Source organism: Pseudomonas sp. Au-Pse12 (assembly GCF_021341665.1).
In the GTDB taxonomy this organism is placed as follows: domain Bacteria; phylum Pseudomonadota; class Gammaproteobacteria; order Pseudomonadales; family Pseudomonadaceae; genus Aquipseudomonas.
Genome location: NZ_JAJTTH010000002.1, coordinates 516,525 through 539,365, shown reverse-complemented (window position 1 = coordinate 539,365; position 22,841 = coordinate 516,525). Strand labels below are relative to the sequence as shown.

General features: G+C 64.0%; 23 protein-coding genes. 12 read left to right on the top strand and 11 right to left on the bottom strand.

Annotation, left to right across the window (positions count from 1 at the left end; all coding sequences use genetic code 11):
* The first annotated feature begins 1 nt into the window (after position 1).
* Positions 2-313 (top strand): Nif3-like dinuclear metal center hexameric protein, encoded by a 312-nt coding sequence (locus LXM55_RS07070; RefSeq protein ID WP_233319734.1) that lies wholly within the window; start codon positions 2-4, stop codon positions 311-313.
* Positions 314-436: 123 nt separating this feature from the next.
* On the opposite strand, the gene nagE is transcribed toward LXM55_RS07070, so the two are convergent.
* From nagE to LXM55_RS07035, 7 genes are all read right to left on the bottom strand, one after another.
* Entirely contained in the window at positions 437-2,137 is a 1,701-nt protein-coding gene (gene nagE, locus LXM55_RS07065; protein WP_233319733.1) for an N-acetylglucosamine-specific PTS transporter subunit IIBC, read from the bottom strand.
* 22 nt (positions 2,138-2,159) lie between these two features.
* Positions 2,160-4,682 carry a phosphoenolpyruvate--protein phosphotransferase gene (gene ptsP, locus LXM55_RS07060; RefSeq protein WP_233319732.1) on the bottom strand — a complete coding sequence of 841 codons (2,523 nt, stop codon included), beginning with the start codon at positions 4,680-4,682 and terminating at the stop codon, positions 2,160-2,162.
* Between the two features lie 26 nt (positions 4,683-4,708).
* A complete protein-coding gene (locus LXM55_RS07055) occupies positions 4,709-5,731 on the bottom strand; it encodes an SIS domain-containing protein (RefSeq protein WP_233319731.1) in 1,023 nt (340 codons plus the stop codon).
* Positions 5,712-6,818 carry an N-acetylglucosamine-6-phosphate deacetylase gene (gene nagA, locus LXM55_RS07050; protein WP_233319730.1) on the bottom strand — a complete coding sequence of 369 codons (1,107 nt, stop codon included), beginning with the start codon at positions 6,816-6,818 and terminating at the stop codon, positions 5,712-5,714. Before nagA ends, LXM55_RS07055 begins: the two co-directional genes overlap by 20 nt.
* Before the next feature lie 28 nt (positions 6,819-6,846).
* Positions 6,847-7,578: a GntR family transcriptional regulator gene (locus LXM55_RS07045; RefSeq protein WP_233319729.1), complete on the bottom strand. Its 732-nt coding sequence runs from the start codon at positions 7,576-7,578 to the stop codon at positions 6,847-6,849.
* A 276-nt stretch (positions 7,579-7,854) separates the two neighbouring features.
* Entirely contained in the window at positions 7,855-8,358 is a 504-nt protein-coding gene (locus LXM55_RS07040; protein WP_233319728.1) for a L,D-transpeptidase family protein, read from the bottom strand.
* A gap of 49 nt (positions 8,359-8,407) precedes the next feature.
* Positions 8,408-8,959, bottom strand: coding sequence for an NUDIX hydrolase (locus tag LXM55_RS07035; protein ID WP_233319727.1), 552 nt, complete (start codon positions 8,957-8,959; stop codon positions 8,408-8,410).
* Positions 8,960-9,106: 147 nt separating this feature from the next.
* Between LXM55_RS07035 and LXM55_RS07030 the strand changes: the two genes are divergently transcribed.
* The 5 genes from LXM55_RS07030 to purT all read left to right on the top strand — a co-directional run bounded on the left by LXM55_RS07030 (position 9,107) and on the right by purT (position 12,380).
* The gene (locus LXM55_RS07030; protein WP_233319726.1) at positions 9,107-9,706 is read left to right on the top strand and encodes a CoA pyrophosphatase; all 600 of its coding nucleotides are present in this window, start codon (positions 9,107-9,109) and stop codon (positions 9,704-9,706) included.
* Positions 9,707-9,762: 56 nt separating this feature from the next.
* Positions 9,763-10,287, top strand: coding sequence for a gamma carbonic anhydrase family protein (locus LXM55_RS07025; protein ID WP_233319725.1), 525 nt, complete (start codon positions 9,763-9,765; stop codon positions 10,285-10,287).
* Positions 10,284-10,499 (top strand): DUF1289 domain-containing protein, encoded by a 216-nt coding sequence (locus LXM55_RS07020; RefSeq protein ID WP_102861292.1) that lies wholly within the window; start codon positions 10,284-10,286, stop codon positions 10,497-10,499. Before LXM55_RS07025 ends, LXM55_RS07020 begins: the two co-directional genes overlap by 4 nt.
* Positions 10,500-10,630: 131 nt before the next feature.
* Complete coding sequence (locus LXM55_RS07015; protein WP_233319724.1) at positions 10,631-11,098, top strand: VUT family protein; 468 nt, start codon at positions 10,631-10,633, stop codon at positions 11,096-11,098.
* A 100-nt stretch (positions 11,099-11,198) separates the two neighbouring features.
* Positions 11,199-12,380, top strand: a complete 1,182-nt coding sequence (gene purT / locus LXM55_RS07010) for a formate-dependent phosphoribosylglycinamide formyltransferase (protein ID WP_015634276.1) — start codon at positions 11,199-11,201, stop codon at positions 12,378-12,380.
* Positions 12,381-12,457: 77 nt separating this feature from the next.
* Here purT and LXM55_RS07005 read toward each other — a convergent pair whose 3' ends face one another.
* The 3 genes from LXM55_RS07005 to LXM55_RS06995 all read right to left on the bottom strand — a co-directional run bounded on the left by LXM55_RS07005 (position 12,458) and on the right by LXM55_RS06995 (position 16,129).
* Complete coding sequence (locus LXM55_RS07005; RefSeq protein WP_233319723.1) at positions 12,458-13,774, bottom strand: MFS transporter; 1,317 nt, start codon at positions 13,772-13,774, stop codon at positions 12,458-12,460.
* Between the two features lie 303 nt (positions 13,775-14,077).
* Entirely contained in the window at positions 14,078-15,307 is a 1,230-nt protein-coding gene (locus LXM55_RS07000; RefSeq protein WP_233319722.1) for an HlyC/CorC family transporter, read from the bottom strand.
* 9 nt (positions 15,308-15,316) lie between these two features.
* A complete protein-coding gene (locus LXM55_RS06995) occupies positions 15,317-16,129 on the bottom strand; it encodes a cytochrome C assembly family protein (RefSeq protein ID WP_442799742.1) in 813 nt (270 codons plus the stop codon).
* A gap of 209 nt (positions 16,130-16,338) precedes the next feature.
* Between LXM55_RS06995 and ffh the strand changes: the two genes are divergently transcribed.
* The 5 genes from ffh to rplS all read left to right on the top strand — a co-directional run bounded on the left by ffh (position 16,339) and on the right by rplS (position 19,911).
* The gene (gene ffh, locus LXM55_RS06990) at positions 16,339-17,715 is read left to right on the top strand and encodes a signal recognition particle protein (protein ID WP_233319720.1); all 1,377 of its coding nucleotides are present in this window, start codon (positions 16,339-16,341) and stop codon (positions 17,713-17,715) included.
* A gap of 251 nt (positions 17,716-17,966) precedes the next feature.
* Entirely contained in the window at positions 17,967-18,218 is a 252-nt protein-coding gene (gene rpsP, locus LXM55_RS06985; protein ID WP_007927680.1) for a 30S ribosomal protein S16, read from the top strand.
* A 5-nt stretch (positions 18,219-18,223) separates the two neighbouring features.
* Positions 18,224-18,760 (top strand): ribosome maturation factor RimM, encoded by a 537-nt coding sequence (gene rimM, locus LXM55_RS06980; RefSeq protein WP_011059444.1) that lies wholly within the window; start codon positions 18,224-18,226, stop codon positions 18,758-18,760.
* Positions 18,742-19,515, top strand: coding sequence for a tRNA (guanosine(37)-N1)-methyltransferase TrmD (gene trmD / locus LXM55_RS06975; protein ID WP_016967526.1), 774 nt, complete (start codon positions 18,742-18,744; stop codon positions 19,513-19,515). The genes rimM and trmD overlap by 19 nt, the downstream gene beginning before the upstream one ends.
* A gap of 45 nt (positions 19,516-19,560) precedes the next feature.
* The gene (rplS, locus tag LXM55_RS06970; protein ID WP_009047143.1) at positions 19,561-19,911 is read left to right on the top strand and encodes a 50S ribosomal protein L19; all 351 of its coding nucleotides are present in this window, start codon (positions 19,561-19,563) and stop codon (positions 19,909-19,911) included.
* Between the two features lie 58 nt (positions 19,912-19,969).
* Here rplS and LXM55_RS06965 read toward each other — a convergent pair whose 3' ends face one another.
* Positions 19,970-22,096 (bottom strand): DUF4132 domain-containing protein, encoded by a 2,127-nt coding sequence (locus LXM55_RS06965; RefSeq protein WP_233319719.1) that lies wholly within the window; start codon positions 22,094-22,096, stop codon positions 19,970-19,972.
* 324 nt (positions 22,097-22,420) lie between these two features.
* Here LXM55_RS06965 and LXM55_RS06960 point away from each other — a divergent pair, with 324 nt between their 5' ends.
* On the top strand, positions 22,421-22,834 hold the full coding sequence (locus LXM55_RS06960; RefSeq protein ID WP_233319718.1) for an acyl-CoA thioesterase: 414 nt from the start codon (positions 22,421-22,423) through the stop codon (positions 22,832-22,834).
* The last annotated feature ends 7 nt before the right edge of the window (positions 22,835-22,841 follow it).

The window sequence follows — 22,841 nt, the reverse complement described above, 5'->3', positions numbered from 1 at the left end:
GATGTACAAGCTCAGCTTCTTCGTGCCTCCCAGCCATGTGGAGCCGGTCAAAAGCGCTGTGTTCGCCGCGGGTGGCGGACGCATCGGTGCTTACGACCAGTGCGCCTGGCAGGTGCTCGGCCAGGGCCAGTTTCGCCCGCTGGACGGCAGCCAGCCGTTTCTCGGGCAGACCGGCCAGGTGGAGCGGGTGGAGGAGTGGAAGGTCGAGTTGGTGGTGGCCGATGAACTGATTTGCGACGTGGTGCTGGCTCTCAAGCAGAGCCATCCCTACGAAACGCCGGCTTATGAAGTCTGGCGCCTCGAAGCGTTCTGAGGTTATCCACAGACAAAAAGCCCGCTGAACCGGCCACGGTCAGCGGGCTTTTTTGTGGGCCTTCGCTGGCAAGCCGGTTCCTACAGGGTCGCTATAAGAGCCGGCTTACCCGCGAAAGCGCCCTCAAGCACCGGCCCCAACCTCCTGGTGCAGCAGGGTGTTCAGGGCGGCCTGCAAGCCCCCGGCTTTCTCGCCGATCAGCACATGCCAGACATCCCCCTCCATGCGCCGCGTGCCCTGGCAGCCCAGGCCCTTGAGCGCCGACTCCGACAGGCTGCGGCTATTGCTCACGTGCACCCGCAACCGGGTCAGGGCCACGCAGTCCATCTGCAGCAGGTTGTCACGGCCCCCGAGGGCGTTGAGCCACTGCTGCGCTTCCTGGGTGGAAACGTCGATTTGCACTGTTTCTTCAACAGCGGCCGTTGTCACTGCGGCCGAAGCCGGCGATGCCTGGCGGATTTCGTCGGCGATGCTGTCAGCCATCGGCCCGACCACCACCTGCAAGCTGCCGCCCTTGCCGGGGCGCACCACGGCCATGGCGCCCAGGGCCTTGAGTTGGCTGTCCGAAGCCAGGTTGCGATCCGCCAGTTCCAGGCGCAGGCGCGTGGTGCAGGCGCCCACGGTGATCAGGTTGGTTGTACCGCCCAGGGCCTTGATGTAGGCGGCGGCGCGCTGATCGGCATTGAGTTGGTTTTTCTCGCTGGCCGGGCTGTCCTCGCGTCCAGGTGTTTTCAGGTTGAAGCGCCGGATGCAGAAGTCGAACACCAGGTAGTACACCACTGCGTACAGCAGGCCCACCGGAAACACCTTCCAGCCATTGGTGGAGCGGCCCCAGCCCAGGGCCATGTCGATGGCGCCACCGGAGAAGGTGAACCCCAGGTGGATGTTCAGCAGGTTGGTCAGGGCCATGGCCAGGCCGGTGAGCAGCGCGTGCACCAGGTACAGCAGCGGCGCGAGGAACATGAAGGCAAATTCGATGGGCTCGGTGACCCCGGTGAGGAACGAGGTCAGGGCCATGGAGAGGAAGATCCCGCCCATCACCTTGCGCCGTTCCGGCGGGGTGTTGCGGTACATCGCCAGGCAGGCGGCGGGCAGGCCGAACAGCATCATCGGGAACATCCCGGTCATGAACTGGCCGCCTTTCGGGTCGCCGGCGAAGTAGCGGGTCAGGTCACCGGTGACCACGGCGCCGGTGCTTGGGTCGGTGAAGCTGCCGAAGATGAACCAGGCCATGTTGTTGAGGATGTGGTGCAGGCCGGTGACGATCAGCAGGCGGTTGAACACCCCGAAGACGAACGCGCCGAAGCTGCCGCTTTCCAGCAACAGCTGACCGAAGCTGTTGATCGCGTGCTGGATCGGCGGCCAGATCAGGCCGAAGGCCACCCCCAGGCCCACGGCGCTGAAGCCGGTGGCGATGGGCACGAAGCGCCGGCCGCCGAAGAACGCCAGGTATTCCGGCAGCTTGATGTCCTTGAAGCGGTTGTACAGCGCGCCGGCCATCAACCCGCTGATGATCCCCGCGAGCATGCCCATGTTGATGCTGGCGTCCAGCACCTTGAGGGTCGAGATCATCACCAGGTAGCCAATGGCGCCGGCGAGCCCGGCGGTGCCGTTGTTGTCCTTGGCAAAGCCCACGGCAATGCCGATCGCGAAGATCAGCGCCAGGTTGCCGAAGATCGATTGCCCGGCATCGTGGATGATCGCGATGTTCAGCAGGTCGGTGTCGCCCAGGCGCAGCAGCAGACCGGCAATGGGCAGGATGGCGATGGGCAGCATCAGCGCCCGGCCGAGGCGTTGCAGGCCCTCGATGAAATACTGGTACATGGCGTCTCTCCTGGAGTTCTTGTTATGAGTGCAGCGGCCAAAGCCGTTCGCAGGCCTGGCGGACCGCGGCGGCGCCGGGCAGGTTGAGCAGCGGTTGGCTGAGCTGGCGGCACTGGCCGGCGTCCAGCTGGCGGACCCGGTCCTTGATCTCGCCGACCTGGGGCGGGCTGACCGACAGCTCGCTGACGCCCAGGCCAATGAGGACCGGCGTGGCCAGGGGGTCGGAAGCCAGGGCCCCGCAGACCCCAACCCAGCGGCCATGGTGGCGGGCGCCGGCGCAGGTCTGGGCGATCAGCCGCAGCAGGGCCGGGTGCAGGGCGTCGACGCGCGCTGCCAGCCCGGCGTGGTCACGGTCCATGGCCAGGGTGTACTGGGACAGGTCGTTGGTGCCGATGGAGAGGAAGTCGGCGTGCTCCGCCAGTTGTTCGGCCATCAGTGCCGCCGCCGGAACCTCGACCATCACCCCCAGCTCCGGGCGCTGCTTGAGGCCCAGTTCGGCGGCGAGCTGATCCAGGCGCTGGCGGATGTGCAGCAGCTCGGCGACTTCAGTGACCATCGGCAGCATCACCCGGCAACGCTGCACCGGGCTGACCTGAAGCAGCGCCCGCAGTTGCTGGTCCAGCAGTTCCGGGCGGGCCTGGGCCAGGCGGATACCGCGCAGGCCGAGCACCGGGTTGGCCTCCACCGGCAGCGGCAGGTAGTCCAGCTGCTTGTCGCCGCCGACGTCGATGGTGCGGATGATCACCGGTTTGTCGCCCATGGCATCCAGCACCGCTTGGTAAGCCTGGCGCTGTTCTGCCTGATCCGGGGCAGTCTGGCGATCGACGAAGAGGAATTCGGTGCGCAGCAGGCCGACGCCGTCGGCGCCGCCCTGATGGGCGTCGCGGGCTTCATCGCTGGAGGCGACGTTGGCCGCCACTTCGACCTGCTGGCCGTCCTGGGTCAGGGCCGGTTCGTGGGCCTTTTGCTGTTGCAGTGCACGGCGCTGGCGCAGGGTTTCGCCGGCCTGTCGCACCTGCTCGATGCGTTGCGGGCCGGGCGCCAGTTCCAGGCGTCCGCCATTGGCATCCAGTACCACCTGACGCTCATTGTCGATGGCCAGCAGCTCCGGGCCCAGGGCCACCAGGCAGGGCAGGCCTTTGCTGCGGGCGAGGATCGCCACGTGGGAGGTGGCGCCGCCGGCCGCCATGCACAGCCCGGCCACGCCCTGGGCGCTGAGTTGCAGCAGATCGGAGGGGGTCAGCTCCTCGGCGGCGACGATCGCCCCGGCCGGCAGATCGTAGTGCCAGGCCTCCCCCAGCAGGGCACGCAGGACACGCTGTTGCAGGTCGCGCAGGTCATTGGCGCGCTCGGCCAGCAGGGGACTGCCCAGTTGTTGCAGGACCTGGCATTGCTCGGCAATCGCCGCGCTCCAGGCATGAGTGGCGGCGCGGCCCCGGGCGATGGCGGCTTCGGCGGCGTCGAGCAGGGTCGGGTCTTCGAGCAGCGCCAGGTGGGCATTGAAAATGTCTTGTTCCTGCTGGTCCCGGCGCTGCCGGGCCTGTTCCAGGGTGTGGCTGATTTCCCCTCGCACCTGGCCCAGGGCGCTGTTCAAGGCCTGTCGTTGAGGCTCGGGCTGATGCTGGCCGTGATCCTCCGCCAGGACCATGGCATTGAGCCGTACCAACGGCCCGCACACCAGCCCGGGAGCGGCGCAGACGCCATGCAGCACGCCGTCTTCGGCAGGGCGTTGGGCAACCCGCGCCGGTGTCGGGGCTTCGGCGTGGGCATCGGCGCTCATGGGGCTGCCGAGGGTCTTGAGCATGGCCTGCAAGGCGTCCTGGCAGTCGGCGCCCTGGCAACTGACCAGCACTTCGTCCTGCTCGCCAATGCCCAGGCTCATCAGGGCGATCAGGCTGGTACAGGGCGCGCTCTTGTCCTTGAAGGCCAGGTGCGAATGGCTGCTGAAACTCAGGGCGGTCTGGCGCACCAGGGCCGCCGGGCGGGCGTGCAAGCCGCCACGATGGGCGACCTTGACCCGCGCGCTGGCCTGCTGGCCGGCGCTGTCCTCTGCCAGCGGCGGTGCAGCGGCGCCGGCGCGGCGGGTGATGTGCAGCAACGGCTCGCCGACCTTGACCGAGGACAGGCTCAGTGGACGCAGGTCGAAGGCCTCGCCGTTGGTCAGGATCAGCAGGCTGATCAGGCTCCGGCAGCGCTGCGCCACATAGTCCAGGTCGACCCGCAGCAACGGCTGGCCGGCCGCTACTTGCTGGCCTTCCTGCACCAGCAGGGCAAAGCCTTCGCCTTGCAGTTCGACGGTATCCAGGCCCAGGTGCAGCAACAGTTCGGCACCATTGGCGGCACGCAGGGTGATTGCGTGGCGGGTGCGTGCGACCTGGATCACCTGGCCGGCGCAGGGGGCGTGCAGGGTGTCGTTGAGCGGGTCGATGGCGATGCCATCCCCCATGGCTGCGCTGGCGAACACCGGGTCGGGCACGCTGCGCAGGGCTAGCACCGGCCCGCTTAATGGGGCACTGAGCGTCAGTTCATTATTGTTGTTGTGCATGGCGCGGTACTCGTTGGCGATGGGGCTTAGTGAGTGCGGGTCACTTTGCTCAGGTGGCGCGGCTGGTCGGGGTCCATGCTGCGGGCCTCGGCGAGGCCGGCTGCCATGACGTAGAAACTCTGGATCGCCAGGATCGGGTCCAGCACCGGGTGCTCGGAGCAGCTCAGGGTCAGGTCGCGCTCGCCGATGTCATCCGGCGCCGCCAGCAGCACCTTGGCGCCGCGCTGACGCATGTCGGCGGCGAGGCTCAGCAGGCCGCCCTGTTCGGCGCCCCGTGGGGCGAACACCAGCAACGGGTAGTCGTGGTCGATGAGTGCCATCGGGCCGTGGCGGACTTCAGCGCTGCTGAAGGCTTCGGCCTGGATCGCCGAGGTCTCCTTGAGCTTGAGCGCGGCCTCCTGGGCGATGGCGAAGCCGGCGCCGCGACCGATCACCATCAGTCGCTGGCAATCGCGCAAGGCATTGACGGCCAGGCTCCAGTCCTGGGTGGCGGCCTGGCGCAGGCCGTCGGGCAGGGCCAGGCCGGCCTCCAGCAAGCGCCCGTCATCATTCCAGTGGCCGATCAGCCGTGCGCTGGCGCTGAGGGTGGCAATGAAGCTTTTGGTGGCGGCCACGCTTTGCTCGGCGCCGGCATGCAGCGGCAGGGCGAATTCGCTGGCCGCTTCCAGCGGGCTGTTTTCCGCGTTGACCATGGCCACGCTGAGGGCCCCGCGCTTGCGCAGCAGGCGCACGCTGTTCACCAGGTCCGGGCTTTGCCCCGATTGCGAGAAGGCGAACACCGCCTGACCGCTGACGCGCAAGGGCGCCTGCTGCATGGTGACCACCGACATCGGCAGCGAGGCCACCGGAATGCCCACTTGCTGCATGGTCAGGTAGGCGAAATAGCTGGCGGCATGGTCGGAGCTGCCCCGGGCCACGGTCATCGCCACCTGTGGTGGCTGGCGCCGCAGGCGGCCGGCGACCTCGATCAGCGCCGGGTCCAGGTGCTGCAGCTGGCTGCTCGCCGCCAGGTGTGAGGACAACGCCTCTTCAAGCATTTTTGAAGTCAATGTCTTCTCCTTCGACCGTGACGGCGGTCAGTGTGAGTGCGCGATCCAGGCGCACGCTGTCGGCCCAGCTGCCAGGTTGCAGGCGGCCGCGTTCAGGGATGCCGAGGTAGTCGGCGGGAAATTGCGACAGGCGCTGCGAGGCTTCGGCCAGAGGCAGGCCAATCTTCACCAGGTTGCGCAGGGCCTGGTCCATGGTCAGGGTGCTGCCGGCCAGGGTGCCGTCCGGCAGGCGCACGCCGCCCAGGCACTTGGTCACGGTGTGGCTGCCGAGCTGGTACTCGCCGTCGGGCATGCCGGCGGCGGCAGTGGAGTCGGTGACGCAGTACAGGCACGGGATCGAGCGCAGGGCCACGCGCATGGCACCAGGGTGCACGTGCATCAGGTCCGGGATCAGCTCGGCGTACTGGGCGTGGGCCAGGGCGGCGCCGACGATCCCGGGCTCGCGGTGGTGCAGCGGGCTCATGGCGTTGTACAGGTGAGTGAAGCTGGTGGCCCCGGCGGCGAGGGCGGCCACGCCTTCTTCATAGCTGCCCAGGGTGTGGCCGATCTGCATACGCACGCCACGGGCGCTGAGCTCGCGGATCAGGCCGTTGTGGCCGGCGACTTCCGGAGCGATGGTGATCACTTTGATCGGCGCCAGTTCCAGGTATTGCTCCACTTCCGCCAGCAGGGCGGTATGGGCGAAGTTGGGTTGCGCGCCGAGCTTGCCGGGGTTGATGTACGGGCCTTCCAGGTGCACGCCGAGGACCCGCGCGCAACCCGGGGGGCGCTGCTCGGCATAGCGTCCCAATTGCCCCAGGACCTGGCGGATTTCCGCGCTGGGGGCGGTCATGGTGGTGGCCAGCAGCGAGGTGGTGCCGAAACGCACATGGGTGCGGGCGATGGTGTCGAAGGCCGGGCTGCCTTGCATCACGTCCTTGCCGCCACCGCCGTGGACGTGCAGGTCGATAAAGCCCGGCAGCCGGTAGGGCAGGTCATTGTCCGCCGGGTCGCAGGGGTTGCCTTCGATGGCGACGACCTTGCCGTCCTGGTGGACCAGGCGGCCGCGGACCCAGCCTTGGGGCGTGAGGATATTGTCTTCGGACATGGACGGTTCTCGGGTTCCGGAGGCGGGTTCAGCGTCGCAGTTCAGCGACGAAGTCGTAGTAGTCGTTACGGCAGTAGGTGTCGGTGACTTCGATCGGCGTGTTGTCTTCCAGGTAGCCGACCCGGGTCATCAGCAGCATCGCGGTGCCGGGGGCGATGCCCACCAGAGCGGCGAATTCGTCCGAGGCATTGATCGCCTGGATGTGTTGCAACGCCCGCACCACGGGCCGGCCGATGCCGTCGAGGTATTCGTAGAGCGAATCGCCAACCGCTTCTGGCCGGGCGATGATGCTGGCCGGCAGGGTGCTCATTTCGATGGCCATTACGGTGTCATCGGCTTTGCGCAGGCGCTTGAGCCGCGCCACCTTGTCGTTGGGCGACAGGCCGAGGCGGATCAACTCTTCGTGGGTGGGCGGGGTGATGGTGCGTTCCAGCCACTGGGAGCCAGGGACGAAACCTTTCAGGCGGAGCATTTCGCTGAACCCGGAGAGCCGTGACAGCGGTTGTTCCAGGCGCGGGGTGATGAAGGTGCCCGAGCCTTGGCTGCGGCGGATCAGGCCTTGCTCGAAGAGCACTTCCAGGGCTTTGCGCGCGGTGACCCGGGAGATGCCCAGCAGTTCGCTGAGGTTGCGTTCCGAGGGCAGCGCCTGCTCGGCTTTCCACTGGCCGGCGTGGATCGCCGCTTCCAGGTTGCGGGCCAGTTGCAGGTACAGCGGAGTCGGCTGGGAGTCGTCGGGACGCAGGGTCAGGAGGTGATTCATCTGTAGGTTTTCCGATGCGGTTATTAGGTTGTTGTCGCCCGGTAATGCCGAAAAAACTAATACCACTTGGATACCATGTCAACGCCACTGGTCAGCTGCAGATGGTGATAATCCAGCATTTTCGGGGTGACAAGGAGGATAAAGGATTGAAGTGGTATTAGGCAGGTCTGGCAGCGGTCGCCATAACCTCAGGTGACGACCCGTCGCGGGTCGCCAAGTGGTATGGGGGCTCAGGAGGAGCGGGAGGGGGTAAAAATATTTTTTGCGGGAGGGGAATTAAGGGCGGATCTCGATCATGGTGCCGTCCTTGACCAGGCCCCAGACCTCTCGCATGTCGACGTTGCGCATGGCAATGCAGCCGTCGGTCCAGTCCAGGGTATGGAAGTACTGTTCCGGAAACTCTTCGGTGTCCGGGGTGCCGTGGATCATGATCATCCCGCCGGGATTGACCCCTTCACGACGTGAGCGCGCGGAGTCGGTGATATTCGGATAGGAGATGTGCATGGCCAGGTTGTAGCGGTCGCTGGTCTTGCGCCAGTCGAGCCAGTAGAGGCCTTCGGGGGTACGTTTATCCCCCTCCATGAGTTTCGCGCCCTTGGGTTTCTTGCCCAGGGAAATCCGGTAGGTCTTCAGCGTTTTACCGCCATTGATCAACTGCAGTTGATGGGCGGATTTGAGTACCAGGACCTTTTCGATGACCTTGCCGTCGAGGGTTTCCACCGTGGAGGCCTGAGACAGAGTGACGACGGAACAGCACAGCAGGGCAAGCAACCAGCGCATTGACACGATATCCCCAGGCGCGCACGGATCCCGTGCACGTTTTTATTGTTTAACTGATGGCAGGCTGAGAGAGCGGCGGAATGGATTCGGAGCGAACGGCAAAAGCCTGTGCCCGCCGGTCAGCGAAGAAGCATTCTAAGGTACGGCCGACGGTGCGGAAAGCCAGCTCGGACCAAGGGATATCGGCCTCGTCGAACAACTGAACTTCCAGGCTCTCGGGGCCGGCGGCAAAGTCCAGGTCGGCCAGCTCGGCGCGAAAGAACACGTGCACCTGGCTGATGTGCGGAACGTCGATCAGGGTGTAGATGCTCAGGTTGCGTACCCGGGCACAGGCTTCCTCGTAGGTTTCGCGAATGGCCGCCTGTTCGATGGTCTCGCCGTTCTCCATGAAGCCCGCCGGCAGGGTCCAGTAACCCAGGCGCGGTTCGATGGCGCGGCGGCACAACAGCACCTTGCCTTCCCAGGTGGCGAGGCAGCCGGCAACGATATTGGGGTTCTGGTAGTGGATGGTCTGGCAGTGGTCGCAGACATAGCGCAGGCGTGAATCGCCGTCGGGAATGCGCTGGGTCACCGGGTTGCCGCACTGGCTGCAAAATTTCATGGGGGGTATCCGAAAAGGCTGGGGCTATCTTGGCGCGCCAGCCCCGTTGTCGGCAAGTTGTCGTTAAGCGACATCCCCGGGAACGGGGCTTGGGCCGAAGATTGGATTGGTGCATGATGCACGGTAGCCAACAGATCGAGATGCCTCATGCTGGACGAGCTACTTCACCGGGTAAGCCATTACACGCCGCGTACGCTGGAGACCGACCGACGTTTTCCCGAAGCTGCAGTGCTGGTGCCCATCACCCGCAGCGATGAACCGGAACTGGTGTTGACCTTGCGCGCCAGCGGGCTGTCGACCCATGGTGGTGAAGTGGCTTTTCCTGGAGGTCGGCGCGACCCGGAGGACCCGGACCTGGTCTTCACCGCGCTGCGCGAGGCCGAAGAGGAAATCGGCCTGCCGCCAGGGCTGGTGGAAGTCATCGGCCCCCTGAGCCCACTGATTTCCCTGCACGGGATCAAGGTCACGCCTTATGTCGGGGTGATTCCCGACTATGTCGAATACCAGGCCAATGACGCCGAGATCGCCGCTGTTTTCAACGTGCCCCTGGAGTTCTTCCGCCAGGACCCCCGTGAACATACCCACCGCATCGACTACCAGGGCCGCAGCTGGTACGTCCCCAGCTACCGTTTTGGCGAGTACAAGATTTGGGGGCTGACCGCGATCATGATCGTCGAATTGGTCAACCTGCTGTACGACGCCGACATCAGCCTGCATCGCCCGCCGACAAACTATATCGATACCTGAAGCCATCAATTCGCATGGCATAAACCCGCGGCTGCCTGAGCCATGAGGACAATAAGATGAAATACCGCCTGGGCGACGCCCGAGTCGAGACCCATCCACAGAGCTGGGTTGCCCCGAATGCCACGCTGGTGGGCAAGGTCAAGCTGGAAGAGGGGGCCAGCGTGTGGTTCAACGCGGTGCTGCGCGGCGACAACGAACTGATCCTGATTGGCAAGCACAGCAACGTCCAGGATGGCACGGTGATGCACACCGACATGGGCTATCCGCTGACCATCGGGACCGGCGTGACCATCGGCCACAACGCCATGCTGCATGGCTGCAGCGTGGGCGACTACAGCCTGATCGGCATCAACGCGGTGATCCTCAACGGCGCCAAGATCGGCAAGAACTGCATCATCGGCGCCAACTCGCTGATCGGTGAGGGCAAGGAGATCCCCGATGGCTCGCTGGTCATGGGCTCGCCGGGCAAGGTGGTGCGTGAACTCACCGAGCCACAGAAGAAAATGCTCGAAGCCAGCGCCGCGCACTACGTTCATAATGCCCAGCGTTATGCCCGAGACCTGGTTGAGCAAGAACAATGACAGCCCCTGAAAGACCCGTCGCCTCGCCCTGCGTGAGCATCTGTGCTCTGGATGAGCAGGACATCTGCACCGGTTGTCAGCGTACGGTGGATGAAATCACCCGCTGGAGCCGCATGGACAATAGTGAGCGGCGTGCGGTTCTGGCTCTGTGCCATGAGCGGGCCAAGTCCAGTGGCTTGCTGTGGATGATCGGTTCCAGCTCGGCGAGCTGATCCGGCCATTCGCCGGCAAGCCAGCTCCCGCAGGCGATGTGTCGGGGCCGCTTGCCGGCGAAAGGCTTTCTTGGCCCAATCCCCGGCCTGCAGTAACCTGTGCTCCTTCCTGACAGGTGCCCTTCACCCCCATGCCTTTCCTGATTGCCTATATCAGCAGTGTCGTGCTGATCAACTACGCCTTTTCTGTCGCTCCGCACCTGGATATTGTCTGGTCGGCCTGGGGCGGGCTGGTTTTCGTCCTGCGGGACATGGTGCAGACCCGTTTCGGCCACGGCGCGATTGTCGCCATGCTGGCGGCCCTGGTGTTGTCCTATGTGACCTCCGATCCGACCATTGCCCTGGCCAGTGCCACGGCGTTCGCGGTCTCGGAATGCATCGACTGGCTGGTGTTCAGCATCACCAAGCGGCCGTTGCACGATCGCCTGTGGATCAGCTCGGCGCTGAGCATTCCCCTGGATACCTTCATCTTCTACGGCATGATCGATGCGCTGACCCCCGGCGTGGTGCTCACGGCGCTGGGTTCGAAGTTTGCCGGAGTCACCGTGGTCTGGCTGGCCATGGCCTGGCGTTTGCGCAAAGCGGCATGCGCCGGCTGAGCCAAACCCTGCGCTTCATGTAAAATGCCGCGCTTTCTCCCCCATGGGTCGCCCGCCTGGCGCTCGGCCCTCGATGATCCGCTCCTTTGAGGACCTTCAGATGACTCGTATCGGAACTCCATTGTCGCCAACCGCGACCCGCGTCTTGCTTTGTGGCTGTGGTGAGTTGGGCAAGGAAGTGGTGATCGAGCTGCAACGCCTGGGTGTCGAGGTGATTGCCGTGGACCGCTACGCCAATGCGCCGGCGATGCAGGTGGCCCATCGCAGCCATGTGATCAACATGCTCGACGGCGCGGCCCTGCGCGCAGTGATCGAAGCCGAGAAACCGCACTTCATCGTTCCGGAAATCGAAGCCATCGCCACCGCGACCCTGGTGGAACTGGAAGCCGAAGGCTTCACCGTGATCCCGACTGCCCGCGCCACTTCGCTGACCATGAACCGCGAAGGCATCCGGCGCCTGGCCGCCGAAGAGCTGGACCTGCCGACCTCGCCGTACCATTTTGCCGACACCTTCGAAGACTATTCCAAGGCCGTGCAGGACCTGGGCTTCCCTTGCGTGGTCAAGCCGGTGATGAGCTCCTCGGGCAAGGGCCAGAGCCTGCTGCGCAGCGTCGACGACGTGCAGAAAGCCTGGGATTACGCCCAGGAAGGAGGGCGTGCCGGCAAGGGCCGGGTGATCATCGAGGGCTTTATCGACTTCGACTACGAGATCACCCTGTTGACCGTGCGTCACGTGGGCGGCACCACCTTCTGCGCGCCGGTTGGCCATCGTCAGGAAAAGGGCGACTACCAGGAATCCTGGCAGCCGCAGGCCATGAGCCCGAAAGCCCTGGCCGAATCCGAGCGCGTGGCCAAGGCCGTGACCGAAGCCCTGGGCGGCCGCGGCCTGTTCGGCGTGGAACTGTTCATCAAGGGCGATCAGGTGTGGTTCAGCGAAGTGTCGCCGCGCCCCCATGACACCGGCCTGGTGACCCTGATTTCCCAGGACTTGTCGCAGTTTGCCCTGCATGCGCGAGCGATTCTCGGCCTGCCGATTCCGCTGATCCGCCAGTTCGGGCCTTCGGCCTCGGCGGTGATCCTGGTGGAAGGCACGTCCACCCAGACCGCCTTCGCCAACCTCGGCGCCGCCCTGAGCGAGCCGGACACCGCGCTGCGTCTGTTTGGCAAACCGGAAGTCAACGGCCAGCGGCGCATGGGCGTGGCCCTGGCACGTGATGAGTCGATCGAGGCTGCCCGGGCCAAGGCGACCCGTGCCGCGCAAGCGGTCGTCGTCGAACTCTGAGAAGCATCGCGGGCAAGCTCGCTCCTACAAGGTCCGGATTGAACCTGTAGGAGCGAGCTTGCCCGCGAAGCGGTCGCTCAAGCGACCCGATTCAGATCGTTGTTTCGCGTTTCCTTCAGGCACAGCACCGCGATCAGGCTCAAGATCGCCGCCCCTGAAACATAGCCCCCAACCCAGCTCAACCCGCCCATCGCCACCAGCTTCTGGGCAAAGAAGGGCGCCGCCGAAGCACCGACAATTCCCCCCAGGTTATAGGCCGCCGACGCCCCGGTATAACGCACGTGGGTCGGAAACAGTTCCGGCAGCAGCGCGCCCATCGGGGCGAAGGTCACCCCCATCAGGAACAGCTCGATGCACAGGAACAGCGCCACACCGGCGGTGGAGCCCTGGGTCAGCAGCGGTTCCATGCTGAAGCCGGACAGAATCGCCAGTACGCCCCCGACGATCAGCACCGGCTTGCGCCCGAAACGGTCGCTGGCCCAGGCCGACAGTGGCGTGGCCGCGGCCATGAACAGCACCGCGAAGCACAGCAGGCCAAGGAAGGTCTCGCGGCTGTAGCCCAGGGTGGCGACGCCGTAGCTCAGGGAAAACACCGTGGAGATGTAGAACAGGGCGTAGCACACCACCATCGAGGCGGCGCCCAGCAATACCGGCATCCAGTATTGGCTGAAGAGCTCCACCAGCGGCAGCTTCACCCGTTCCTGGCGTGCCACGGCGTTGGCGAAAACCGGGGTTTCGTGCAGTTTCAGGCGCACATACAGGCCCACCATCACCAGCGCGGCACTGAGCAGGAAGGGAATGCGCCAGCCCCAGGAGCGGAACTGTTCGTCATCCAGGCCCATGGCCAGGGCCAGGAACAGGCCGTTGGCGGCGAGAAAGCCGATGGAAGGGCCCAATTGCGGGAACATGCCGAACCAGGCGCGCTTGCCTGCCGGGGCGTTTTCCGTGGCCAGCAGAGCGGCTCCGCCCCATTCGCCCCCTAGCCCCAGGCCCTGGCCGAAGCGCAGCACGCAGAGCAGGATCGGTGCCCAGGCGCCGATGCTGGCGTAGCCCGGCAGCACGCCGATCAGGGTGGTGCAGACCCCCATCAGCAGCAGCGAAGCGACCAGGGTCGATTTGCGCCCGATCCGGTCGCCGAAATGGCCGAACAGCGCCGAGCCCAGAGGGCGGGCGAGGAAGGCGATGCCGAAGGTCAGGAACGCCGAGAGCATCTGGGCGGTGCCGGAGGTCTGGGGGAAGAACACCGGTCCGATCACCAGGGCGGCGGCGGTGGCGTAAACGTAGAAATCGTAGAACTCGATGGCGGTGCCGATAAAACTGGCGGTGGCCACCCGAGAGGCGGAATTGCTCGGTTGGGCAGGCGCGGAGGCGCTGTAGGTGGTGCTGGTCGTCATGCGGGTATCCCTGACAGTCTGTGCTCCTGTGGAGCGAATTATTAGGGTCGAGCACCCAGGGATGTGGGTTTGGCGCGGTCGTCACTCGGGATGGGAGTGGCGTCGAACAGATGGGCTGGTGATCGGCAGGAACTCGCGGAGTGCGGGTAGCACGCGGGGCTGCGGGGGCTTGGGTAAGCGGCTCGATTATAGAAAGGCGGCTAACGATTCAACAAGGGGCCTTGGCCGCTGGCGGGGTGGGGAGAAGGGCGGCTGGGTTCCATTTGGCTGCAGGGGCGAGATGTTGGCAGCGGCCGCAGCGGGTCAGACGCGGGTGGGGACGCTGCTGGTGTGCCAGAGCAGCACGCGGCTGACGCGGTTTTCCTCGGTTTCGAGGATTTCCAGGCGGTAGCGGCCGATCTTCAGGCACACGGCGCTGTCGGGAATGGTTTCCAGGGCTTCGGTGACCAGGCCGTTGAGGGTCTTGGGGCCGTCGCTGGGCAGGTGCCAGCCCAGGCTCTTGTTCAGTTCGCGAATCGAGGCTGCGCCTTCCACCACATAACGACCATCGGCTTGCGGGTGGATATGCGGGTTGTCCAGGCTGTGCTCGCTTTCGAACTCGCCGACGATTTCTTCGAGGATGTCTTCCAGGGTGACGATGCCCAGCACTTCGCCGTATTCGTCTACCACCATGCCCAGGCGTCGCTGCTGCTTGTGGAAATTGAGCAGCTGCAGCTGCAGCGGGGTGCTTTCCGGAACGAAATAGGGTTCGTGGCAGGCTGCCAGCAGGGCTTCCTGGGTCAGGCTGGCGTCCGGCAGCAGGTGGCGGATCTGTCGGGTGTTGAGCACCGCTTCGACCTGATTGATATCGCTGTGGAACACCGGTAGCCGGGTGCGCTTGTTCAGGCGCAGCTGAGCGATGATTTCCTCGATCGGGTCATCCAGGTTGATGCCGTCGACTTCGCTGCGGGGCACCAGGATGTCGTTGACGGTGATGTTATCCAGGGCGTGGATACCCGACAGCGCGTGTGGTTCCTGAGGCGAGGGTTCGTCGTCAAGCAGCGCCGGGTCGTCGTCACTGTGCTTGACCGCGCCGGCCTTGCGGGCGAACGGGCGTAGCAGCAGCTGGCTGATGCTGTCGAGTATCCAGGCCAGCGGATAGACGATCTTCATGGGAATGACGAGCAGGCTGTTGCCAACACTCAGGGTGCCTTCCGGGTAGCGCACAGCCAGGGTCCGGGGCAGGTACTCGGCCAGCACCAGCAGGCCGCAGGTGCTGATCAGGCAGGCCAGCCAGGGGCCGTTTTCCGCCCAGTAGAACAGGGCGAGCAAGGTGCTGATGATCACTGCCAGGACCCGGCACAGGGTGTTGCACAGAATCAGGCTTTCCTTGGGGAAGGCCAGGCGTGCCTGGTGCTTGTTGCCGTTCTGTGAGCTGCCGCGCTGGGTCAGCAGGTACTGCTGGGCGGCATCGATGGCCGTGAACAGCCCTGACCAGACGATGAGCAGGGCGATTACTGCGAGCATGGGCCCGGTGGGCAGGGAGTCGGTCATGGCCGGTCGTCAGATATGCAGGATGTATTCGCGAACCAGCTTGCTGCCGAAGTAGGCCAGCATCAGCAGGCAGAAGCCTGCCAGGGTCCAGCGAATCGCCTTGTGCCCGCGCCAGCCCAGGCGGTTGCGGCCCCACAGCAGCACGCTGAACACCACCCAGGCCAGACAGGCCAGCAGGGTTTTGTGCACCAGGTGCTGGGCGAACAGGTTCTCGACGAACAGCCAGCCGGAGATCAGCGACAGCGACAGCAGGGTCCAGCCGGCCCAGAGAAAACCGAACAGCAGGCTTTCCATGGTTTGCAGTGGCGGGAAGTTCCTGATCAGCCCGGACGGGTGCTTGTTCTTCAACTGATGATCCTGCACCAGCAGGAGCAGGGCCTGGAACACGGCAATGGTGAACATGCCGTAGGCCAGGATCGACAGCAGGATGTGGGCGAGAATTCCGGGCTCCTCGTCGATCACCGGCACTGTGCCGGTTGGCACGAACTGCGCCAGCAGCGCAGTCAGGGCGCCAAGCGGGAACAGCAGCACCAGTAGGTTTTCCACGGGGATGCGCGAGCAGGCCAGCAGCGTCAGGGCAATGACGGCGGCGGCGATCAGGCTCGCGGCACTGAAGAAGTCCAGGCCCAGGCCGACCGGGGTCAGCAGGTGGGTCAGCAGGCTCGCGGTATGCGCCAGCAAGGCAAAGATGCCCAGCGTAACCAGCAGGCGCTTGTTCGCCTTGGCGCCTGTGGCCAGGCGGGAGCCCTGATAGAAGGTCGCAGCGGCATAAAGGACGGCGGCGGCGAGGGTGGGTAGCAAACTGGGTGACAAGGGGAGCATAAATCCTGTTAGGCAAGCCCGAAAGTCGCTGAGTTTGGCATAGAACCCAGAGCCCTGAAAGTCCACCCAAGCAGACGGCGAGGTGTCCGCCACGCACAGTCTTCGCTATAATCCGCGACCTGCCCACGCCGCAGGCTCATCGAGCACCTGTTTATTACGCTCTGGGCCGCCATTACCCCCGGTCTACCTTGGGCCTGAAAGGATCGAGCATGTTTGAAAACCTAACCGACCGTCTCTCGCAGACGCTGCGCCATGTCACCGGCAAGGCGAAGCTGACCGAGGACAACATCAAAGACACCCTGCGCGAAGTGCGCATGGCGCTGCTCGAAGCCGACGTTGCGTTGCCGGTGGTCAAGGACTTCGTCAACTCGGTGAAGGAGCGTGCGGTCGGCACTGAAGTGTCCCGCAGCCTGACTCCGGGCCAGGCTTTTGTGAAGATCGTCCAGGCCGAGCTGGAAAGCCTGATGGGCGCGGCCAACGAAGACTTGAACCTCAGCGCCGTGCCGCCGGCCGTGGTGCTGATGGCCGGTCTGCAGGGCGCGGGTAAAACCACCACCGCCGGCAAGCTCGCGCGCTTCCTTAAAGAGCGCAAGAAAAAGAGCGTGATGGTGGTTTCCGCGGACGTCTACCGTCCGGCGGCGATCAAGCAGCTGGAAACCCTGGCCAACGACATCGGCGTGACCTTCTTCCCGTCTGACTTGAGCCAGAAGCCGGTGGCCATCGCCGAAGCGGCTATTAAGGAAGCGAAGCTCAAGTTCATTGACGTGGTGATCGTCGACACCGCCGGTCGTCTGCACGTCGACAGCGAGATGATGGACGAGATCCAGGCGCTGCACGCGGCCATCAAGCCGGTGGAAACCCTGTTCGTGGTCGACGCCATGACCGGCCAGGACGCCGCCAACACCGCTAAGGCCTTTGGTGATGCGCTGCCGCTGACCGGGGTGATCCTGACCAAGGTCGACGGTGACGCCCGTGGCGGTGCCGCGCTGTCGGTGCGCGCGATCACTGGCAAGCCGATCAAGTTCATCGGTATGGGCGAGAAGACTGAGGCTCTGGAGCCGTTCCACCCTGAGCGTATCGCTTCGCGGATCCTCGGCATGGGCGACGTGCTCAGCCTGATCGAACAGGCTGAAGCAACCCTCGACAAGGACAAGGCCGACAAGCTTGCTAAAAAGCTGAAGAAGGGCAAGGGCTTCGACCTCGAGGACTTCCGCGATCAGCTGCAACAAATGAAGAACATGGGCGGCCTCGGCGGGCTCATGGACAAACTGCCGAACATCGGCGGGGTCAACCTGGCGCAGATGGGCAACGCCCAGGGCGCGGCAGAAAAGCAGTTCAAGCAGATGGAAGCCATCATCAACTCCATGACCCCGGCCGAGCGCCGCGACCCTGAGCTGATCAGCGGTTCGCGCAAGCGCCGGATCGCCATGGGTTCCGGCACCCAGGTGCAGGACATCGGTCGCTTGATCAAGCAGCACAAGCAGATGCAGAAGATGATGAAGAAATTCTCCGCCAAGGGCGGGATGGCCAAGATGATGCGCGGCATGGGCGGTATGTTGCCCGGCGGCGGCATGCCGAAGATCTGAAGAATCCGCGCCGGCAGTCATGCCGGCGCTTTTTTCCACGGGGACGTGGAATCCTGGGCAAACCCTCGTTTGGGGCGCGCTCACTCGCTGTCGCTTGCGACGGCTCCATAGCAAATCTGAGTGGCAGCCGATAGGCGCCGGAAAAAGTCATTTGCAAAAGTCCGGATATTCCTTAGAATATGCGGCCTTTCGGGCACCCATGCCCGCTGTGCATTTAGATTTGCAGCACCGACTACAGGAACGATGTTCACATGCTAACAATCCGTCTTGCCCTTGGCGGCTCCAAAAAGCGCCCGTTTTACCACTTGACCGTGACCGACAGCCGTAACCCACGTGACGGTTCGCACAAAGAACAAGTTGGCTTCTTCAACCCGATCGCTCGTGGTCAAGAAGTCCGCCTGTCCGTGAACCAAGAGCGCGTAGCCTACTGGCTGAGCGTGGGTGCACAGCCTTCTGAGCGCGTTGCTCAGTTGCTGAAGGAATCGGCTAAGGCTGCAGCCTGAACCCTATGAACGCGACGCCAGCTCCTGCTGATGATTTGATCGTTATCGGCAAAATCTACTCTGTTCATGGCGTTCGCGGCGAAGTGAAGGTCTTTTCCTTTACTGATCCGATTAAAAACCTGTTGGACTACAAAACCTGGACGCTCAAGCGCGAAGGTAGCGTGAAACAGGTTGAGCTGGTCAGCGGACGCGGGAACGACAAGTTCCTGGTCGCAAAGCTCAAGGGTCTTGATGATCGCGAAGAAGCTCGTCTTCTGGCCGGTTACGAGATCTGCGTGCCGCGCAGCCTGTTCCCTGAACTGACCGACGGCGAGTACTACTGGTACCAGCTACAAGGTCTCAAGGTTATCGACGGCCTCGGGCAACTGCTTGGGAAGATCGATCACCTGCTGGAGACTGGCTCGAACGATGTAATGGTGGTCAAGCCTTGCGCTGGCAGCCTGGATGATCGCGAACGCCTGTTGCCCTATACCGAGCAATGCGTGTTGGCCGTCGACCTGGCCGCGGGCGAGATGAAGGTGGAATGGGACGCGGATTTCTAAGCGTGGCTAACTTGCGCGTAGAAGTGATCAGTCTGTTTCCCGAGATGTTTTCCGCCATCAGCGAGTACGGCATAACCAGCCGCGCGGTGAAACAGGGGCTGTTGCAGCTGACCTGTTGGAACCCGCGAGACTACACCACGGATCGACATCACACTGTGGACGATCGCCCGTTTGGCGGTGGCCCTGGCATGGTGATGAAGATCAAGCCCCTGGAGGATGCACTGGTTCAGGCCAGAAACGCAGCCGGGGAGGGTGCGAAGGTGATCTACCTGTCGCCCCAAGGCCGCCAACTGAATCAGTCGGCGGTGCGCGAGTTGGCGAATGAGGATGCATTGATCCTGATTGCTGGTCGTTATGAAGGCATTGACGAGCGGTTTATTGAAGCTCATGTCGATGAAGAGTGGTCGATTGGCGACTATGTACTCTCCGGTGGCGAGCTGCCGGCGATGGTCCTGATTGATGCGGTTACGCGACTGCTGCCCGGAGCTTTAGGGCATGTGGATTCCGCGGAGGAAGATTCCTTCACGGACGGTCTGCTGGATTGCCCGCACTACACCCGACCGGAGGTGTATGCGGATCAGCGTGTTCCCGACGTATTGCTAAGTGGCAATCACGCACACATCCGGCGTTGGCGTTTACAGCAGTCCCTTGGTCGGACCTATGAACGACGCGCCGATCTTCTGGAAAGCCGCTCGCTTTCTGGAGAAGAGAAGAAGCTGCTCGAGGAATATCTCCGCGAGCGGGACGATAGTTAACAACGTATCGATGGTAGATCCGACGATTTACCTTAGGAGCACAGCATGACCAACAAAATCATCCTTGCACTCGAAGCAGAGCAGATGACCAAAGAGATCCCAGCCTTTGCCCCGGGCGACACCATTGTCGTTCAGGTGAAAGTGAAGGAAGGCGATCGTTCCCGTCTGCAGGCGTTCGAAGGCGTAGTTATCGCCAAGCGCAACCGCGGTGTGAACAGCGCGTTCACCGTACGTAAAATCTCCAACGGTGTTGGCGTAGAGCGTACTTTCCAGACCTACAGCCCGCAGATCGACAGCATGGCTGTCAAGCGTCGCGGCGACGTGCGTAAAGCCAAGCTGTACTACCTGCGCGACCTGTCGGGTAAAGCAGCTCGCATCAAGGAAAAACTGGCTTAAGTCCAGCTTCCGATGCAGAAAAAAGCAGCCTACGGGCTGCTTTTTTGTTGCCTGTCATTTAATCCCCGGAGCGGTTCAGCAGGACACAGACGGTGTTGGCGATCCGTTCCAGCAGGACCTCGTCATAAGGCAGCCAGGGCAGGGCGGTCAACTTGCCAGTTTGTGCCGCCAGGGCCATCTCCACGGGCTCGCCGTCACGCGTCACGCGCCCGGTGACCAGATGCACCGCATGGTCGTCGACGCGGACATGGCGCCCCTCCATCGACAACACGCCCTCCTCGATAAGCGTGGCGAAAGCCGTGCTCAGTACCTGCTGGCGCATCAGCGTCATCTGGGTGAGGTTGTGCCCGGCCAGCAGATCCAGGCGTTGCTCGCGCCTGGCTGCCGGCATTTGCGGCAGGGGCTGGCCGGTGGCGCTCTGTGCCAGTTCCTCGATGGCGAAACTGCTGACGCTGACCAGCAAGTCGATGGCCCGGCAGGCTTCTGAAAACACCTGCGGCGGCACATCCTGCAGCAGCATCGGCTGCCAGTGTTTGTCGGTGCGCCGAGCGAAACTTGCGTTGCCGGACAGGCAGTGTCCCTGCAGCCCCGGATAGAGTGCTGCGTCCACCGCAAAGTTCACTCGGATATCACCCAGGTTCCGGCTCAGGCCGCTGTCCCTGTCGATCTTCCAGCCTTCGCGGCGGGCCAGGCCGACCAGTGGGCGGATGGACAGGCTGTAGCCGGCGAATGCCTGGCAGCTGTGGCTTCCCAACTCTTGCTGAGAGGGCAGGTAGTACTCGCGAAACACCTGGCGCAGCGGTTGTTTGATCCGGCGTTCGCTGATCAGGGTTTGCCAGGCGTGACGCTCAGCCGCGCTGGCTGATAGCGGGTGCCACAGCGAAATCCTGCACCCGGCCTCCAGGTTCAGCGGCTGGCCCGAGGGGTCTAGCGCTTGTGCATCCGCGTCCAGCAGGAAGCTGCGGCGTTGGTCAGGCTCGCAATGGGCAACCCAAACCAGTGAGCGGGCAAAGGGCGAGCCCACGGCAGAGTCCGCCAGTTGCGCTCGCCAGTCGCGCAAAGACAGCTCAAAGGCTTGCCACAGTCCGGATTCCAGACAACTGGCCAGAAGCCCGTGCTGGGCCTTGCCCGAGGTGCTGGTGGGGGCCAGGCGCAGGGCTATTTCGGGGCGCTGGGCCAAGCCGCGTTCCGCAGGCTTGAGGTTGCGCGTGAGTTTTTTCTGGACGCTGGCATGCCGCACCAGGCTCAGGGCGCTGCGCAGGGCCTGCACGCTTTCCGGGGTTGGCACCTGCTCGATGCAGTGACCGAGGGCAATGGCCAGTGACTGCGACGGCGCGGTCTTGGCCTGGGTTGGGGCGACGCAGGCCTTGGGCAGCAAAATGTCCATCAGCGGCGGCAGCCAGGCGGCATCGCGCAGCAGGGCGACCCGGGCGGCGCGGGCGATCACCGGGGTGTCATCGGTGGTAAAGGCACCATCGGCCACATAGGGCGTGGCGCCGTTGTGGATAGCGTCCAGGCGCTGGGCTGCGGTGCTGAGGATCTGCTGTGAGAATTCGACGTACGCCGCGTCATCCATCAGCACCCTGGCTGGGTCGGCACTCAGGTGATGATGGCCGGTCCAGTACTCGCTGCCGGCCAGGGCCTGCCGTGAGCGGGGCTCCAGTTGCCCAAGCAGGTCGAACTCCTGGCGGACGTAGGGTGCATCGACGTAGTGCTGTTCCACACAACGCCGCAGCGCCGCACGGGCTTCTTCATCCACCCATTGCGCCAGCACGTACGCCTGGTGGTAATACACCGCCCACTGTGTACGGGGTTCCGCGAGGATCTTGCGCAGTTCTTCGGCCAGGGCGGCGTTCGGCGTACCGCTGAAACAGGCCAGTTGCTCCAGCGCTTCCTGCCAGTTCACGCAGCTGCGCAGCGCTTCCAGCAGGGTGGTTTGATCGAGGGCCGGGCTCAGCTCCAGTTGTGTGGCCTGCTGCACGATCGCGGTCGCCAGTTGCTGCGCCGCCGGGTTGGCGTGGTCGCGCAGGGCCCGGCGGATGGCCGGCCACAGGCTGCCCAGTTGAGCGGGTGTCAGCGGGCTGATGTCGAGCGGTGGGCCGATGAAGTTCGGATGATCCACTCGGTCGGCGCTCAGGCGTTTTTTCAGGTGCGCGACGAGCGTAGATGTGGGCAGGGCATCCATGGCTGCGGGTCTCCTTTTTCAGTGCGCGGATGATCGCATTTTTTATCGCCGTTCGTGGCCTCTGGCTCCTGCCGGGTTCTTTCGGCCCCTGCCGGGCGGCGATATACTCGCCGGCCCAATAAAGTGTGACCGCCCGAGCCGTGCAGCCTGCACGGACGCCCAGGGTGCGTTACACCCTCCCGGCAATCCTGGCCTGGTTTTATCCACAGGCAGGCGCCCCCGTTTGTTCCCATCAAGCCTTTGGTCGCTGTCTTGCAGCGCTCATCGGCGTTCCATGCCCGCAGCGTGCCCGTGCGCGGATCTATCCATTCAGGCAGTAGTCCGATGACCCTTCGTGAGCAAGAAATCCAGCGTCGTACCGAACTCTCGGTGACCCGCGTGACCAAGGCGGTATTCCCGTCCACCACCAACCATCACAACACCCTGTTCGGCGGCACCGCCCTGGCCTGGATGGACGAAGTGTCGTTTATCGCCGCGACCCGTTTCTGCCGGCTGCCGCTGGTGACGGTGTCCACCGACCGCATTGATTTCAACCATCCGATTGCCGCCGGGTCGATCGTCGAACTGGTGGGGCGAGTGGTGAAGGTGGGCACCACCAGCCTCAAGGTCGAAGTCGAGGTGTTTGTCGAAAGCATGAGCTGCGATGGTCGGGAAAAGGCCATCCACGGCTTGTTCAGCTTTGTCGCCATCGACGATGACAAGCGCCCGGTGCCCGTGCTTCCAGGGTTTGCGGCGTAGGAGCCGG

Excerpts from the sequence above, each read along its gene's own strand:
- LXM55_RS07070 (WP_233319734.1), top strand. The coding sequence starts at position 2 with ATGTACAAGCTCAGCTTCTTCGTGCCTCCCAGCCATGTGGAGCCGGTC.
- nagE (WP_233319733.1), bottom strand. The coding sequence starts at position 2,137 with ATGTACCAGTATTTCATCGAGGGCCTGCAACGCCTCGGCCGGGCGCTG.
- ptsP (WP_233319732.1), bottom strand. The coding sequence starts at position 4,682 with ATGCACAACAACAATAATGAACTGACGCTCAGTGCCCCATTAAGCGGG.
- nagA (WP_233319730.1), bottom strand. The coding sequence starts at position 6,818 with ATGTCCGAAGACAATATCCTCACGCCCCAAGGCTGGGTCCGCGGCCGC.
- LXM55_RS07045 (WP_233319729.1), bottom strand. The coding sequence starts at position 7,578 with ATGAATCACCTCCTGACCCTGCGTCCCGACGACTCCCAGCCGACTCCG.
- LXM55_RS07040 (WP_233319728.1), bottom strand. The coding sequence starts at position 8,358 with ATGCGCTGGTTGCTTGCCCTGCTGTGCTGTTCCGTCGTCACTCTGTCT.
- LXM55_RS07035 (WP_233319727.1), bottom strand. The coding sequence starts at position 8,959 with ATGAAATTTTGCAGCCAGTGCGGCAACCCGGTGACCCAGCGCATTCCC.
- LXM55_RS07030 (WP_233319726.1), top strand. The coding sequence starts at position 9,107 with ATGCTGGACGAGCTACTTCACCGGGTAAGCCATTACACGCCGCGTACG.
- LXM55_RS07025 (WP_233319725.1), top strand. The coding sequence starts at position 9,763 with ATGAAATACCGCCTGGGCGACGCCCGAGTCGAGACCCATCCACAGAGC.
- LXM55_RS07020 (WP_102861292.1), top strand. The coding sequence starts at position 10,284 with ATGACAGCCCCTGAAAGACCCGTCGCCTCGCCCTGCGTGAGCATCTGT.
- LXM55_RS07015 (WP_233319724.1), top strand. The coding sequence starts at position 10,631 with ATGCCTTTCCTGATTGCCTATATCAGCAGTGTCGTGCTGATCAACTAC.
- purT (WP_015634276.1), top strand. The coding sequence starts at position 11,199 with ATGACTCGTATCGGAACTCCATTGTCGCCAACCGCGACCCGCGTCTTG.
- LXM55_RS07005 (WP_233319723.1), bottom strand. The coding sequence starts at position 13,774 with ATGACGACCAGCACCACCTACAGCGCCTCCGCGCCTGCCCAACCGAGC.
- LXM55_RS07000 (WP_233319722.1), bottom strand. The coding sequence starts at position 15,307 with ATGACCGACTCCCTGCCCACCGGGCCCATGCTCGCAGTAATCGCCCTG.
- LXM55_RS06995 (WP_442799742.1), bottom strand. The coding sequence starts at position 16,129 with ATGCTCCCCTTGTCACCCAGTTTGCTACCCACCCTCGCCGCCGCCGTC.
- ffh (WP_233319720.1), top strand. The coding sequence starts at position 16,339 with ATGTTTGAAAACCTAACCGACCGTCTCTCGCAGACGCTGCGCCATGTC.
- rpsP (WP_007927680.1), top strand. The coding sequence starts at position 17,967 with ATGCTAACAATCCGTCTTGCCCTTGGCGGCTCCAAAAAGCGCCCGTTT.
- rimM (WP_011059444.1), top strand. The coding sequence starts at position 18,224 with ATGAACGCGACGCCAGCTCCTGCTGATGATTTGATCGTTATCGGCAAA.
- trmD (WP_016967526.1), top strand. The coding sequence starts at position 18,742 with ATGGGACGCGGATTTCTAAGCGTGGCTAACTTGCGCGTAGAAGTGATC.
- rplS (WP_009047143.1), top strand. The coding sequence starts at position 19,561 with ATGACCAACAAAATCATCCTTGCACTCGAAGCAGAGCAGATGACCAAA.
- LXM55_RS06965 (WP_233319719.1), bottom strand. The coding sequence starts at position 22,096 with ATGGATGCCCTGCCCACATCTACGCTCGTCGCGCACCTGAAAAAACGC.
- LXM55_RS06960 (WP_233319718.1), top strand. The coding sequence starts at position 22,421 with ATGACCCTTCGTGAGCAAGAAATCCAGCGTCGTACCGAACTCTCGGTG.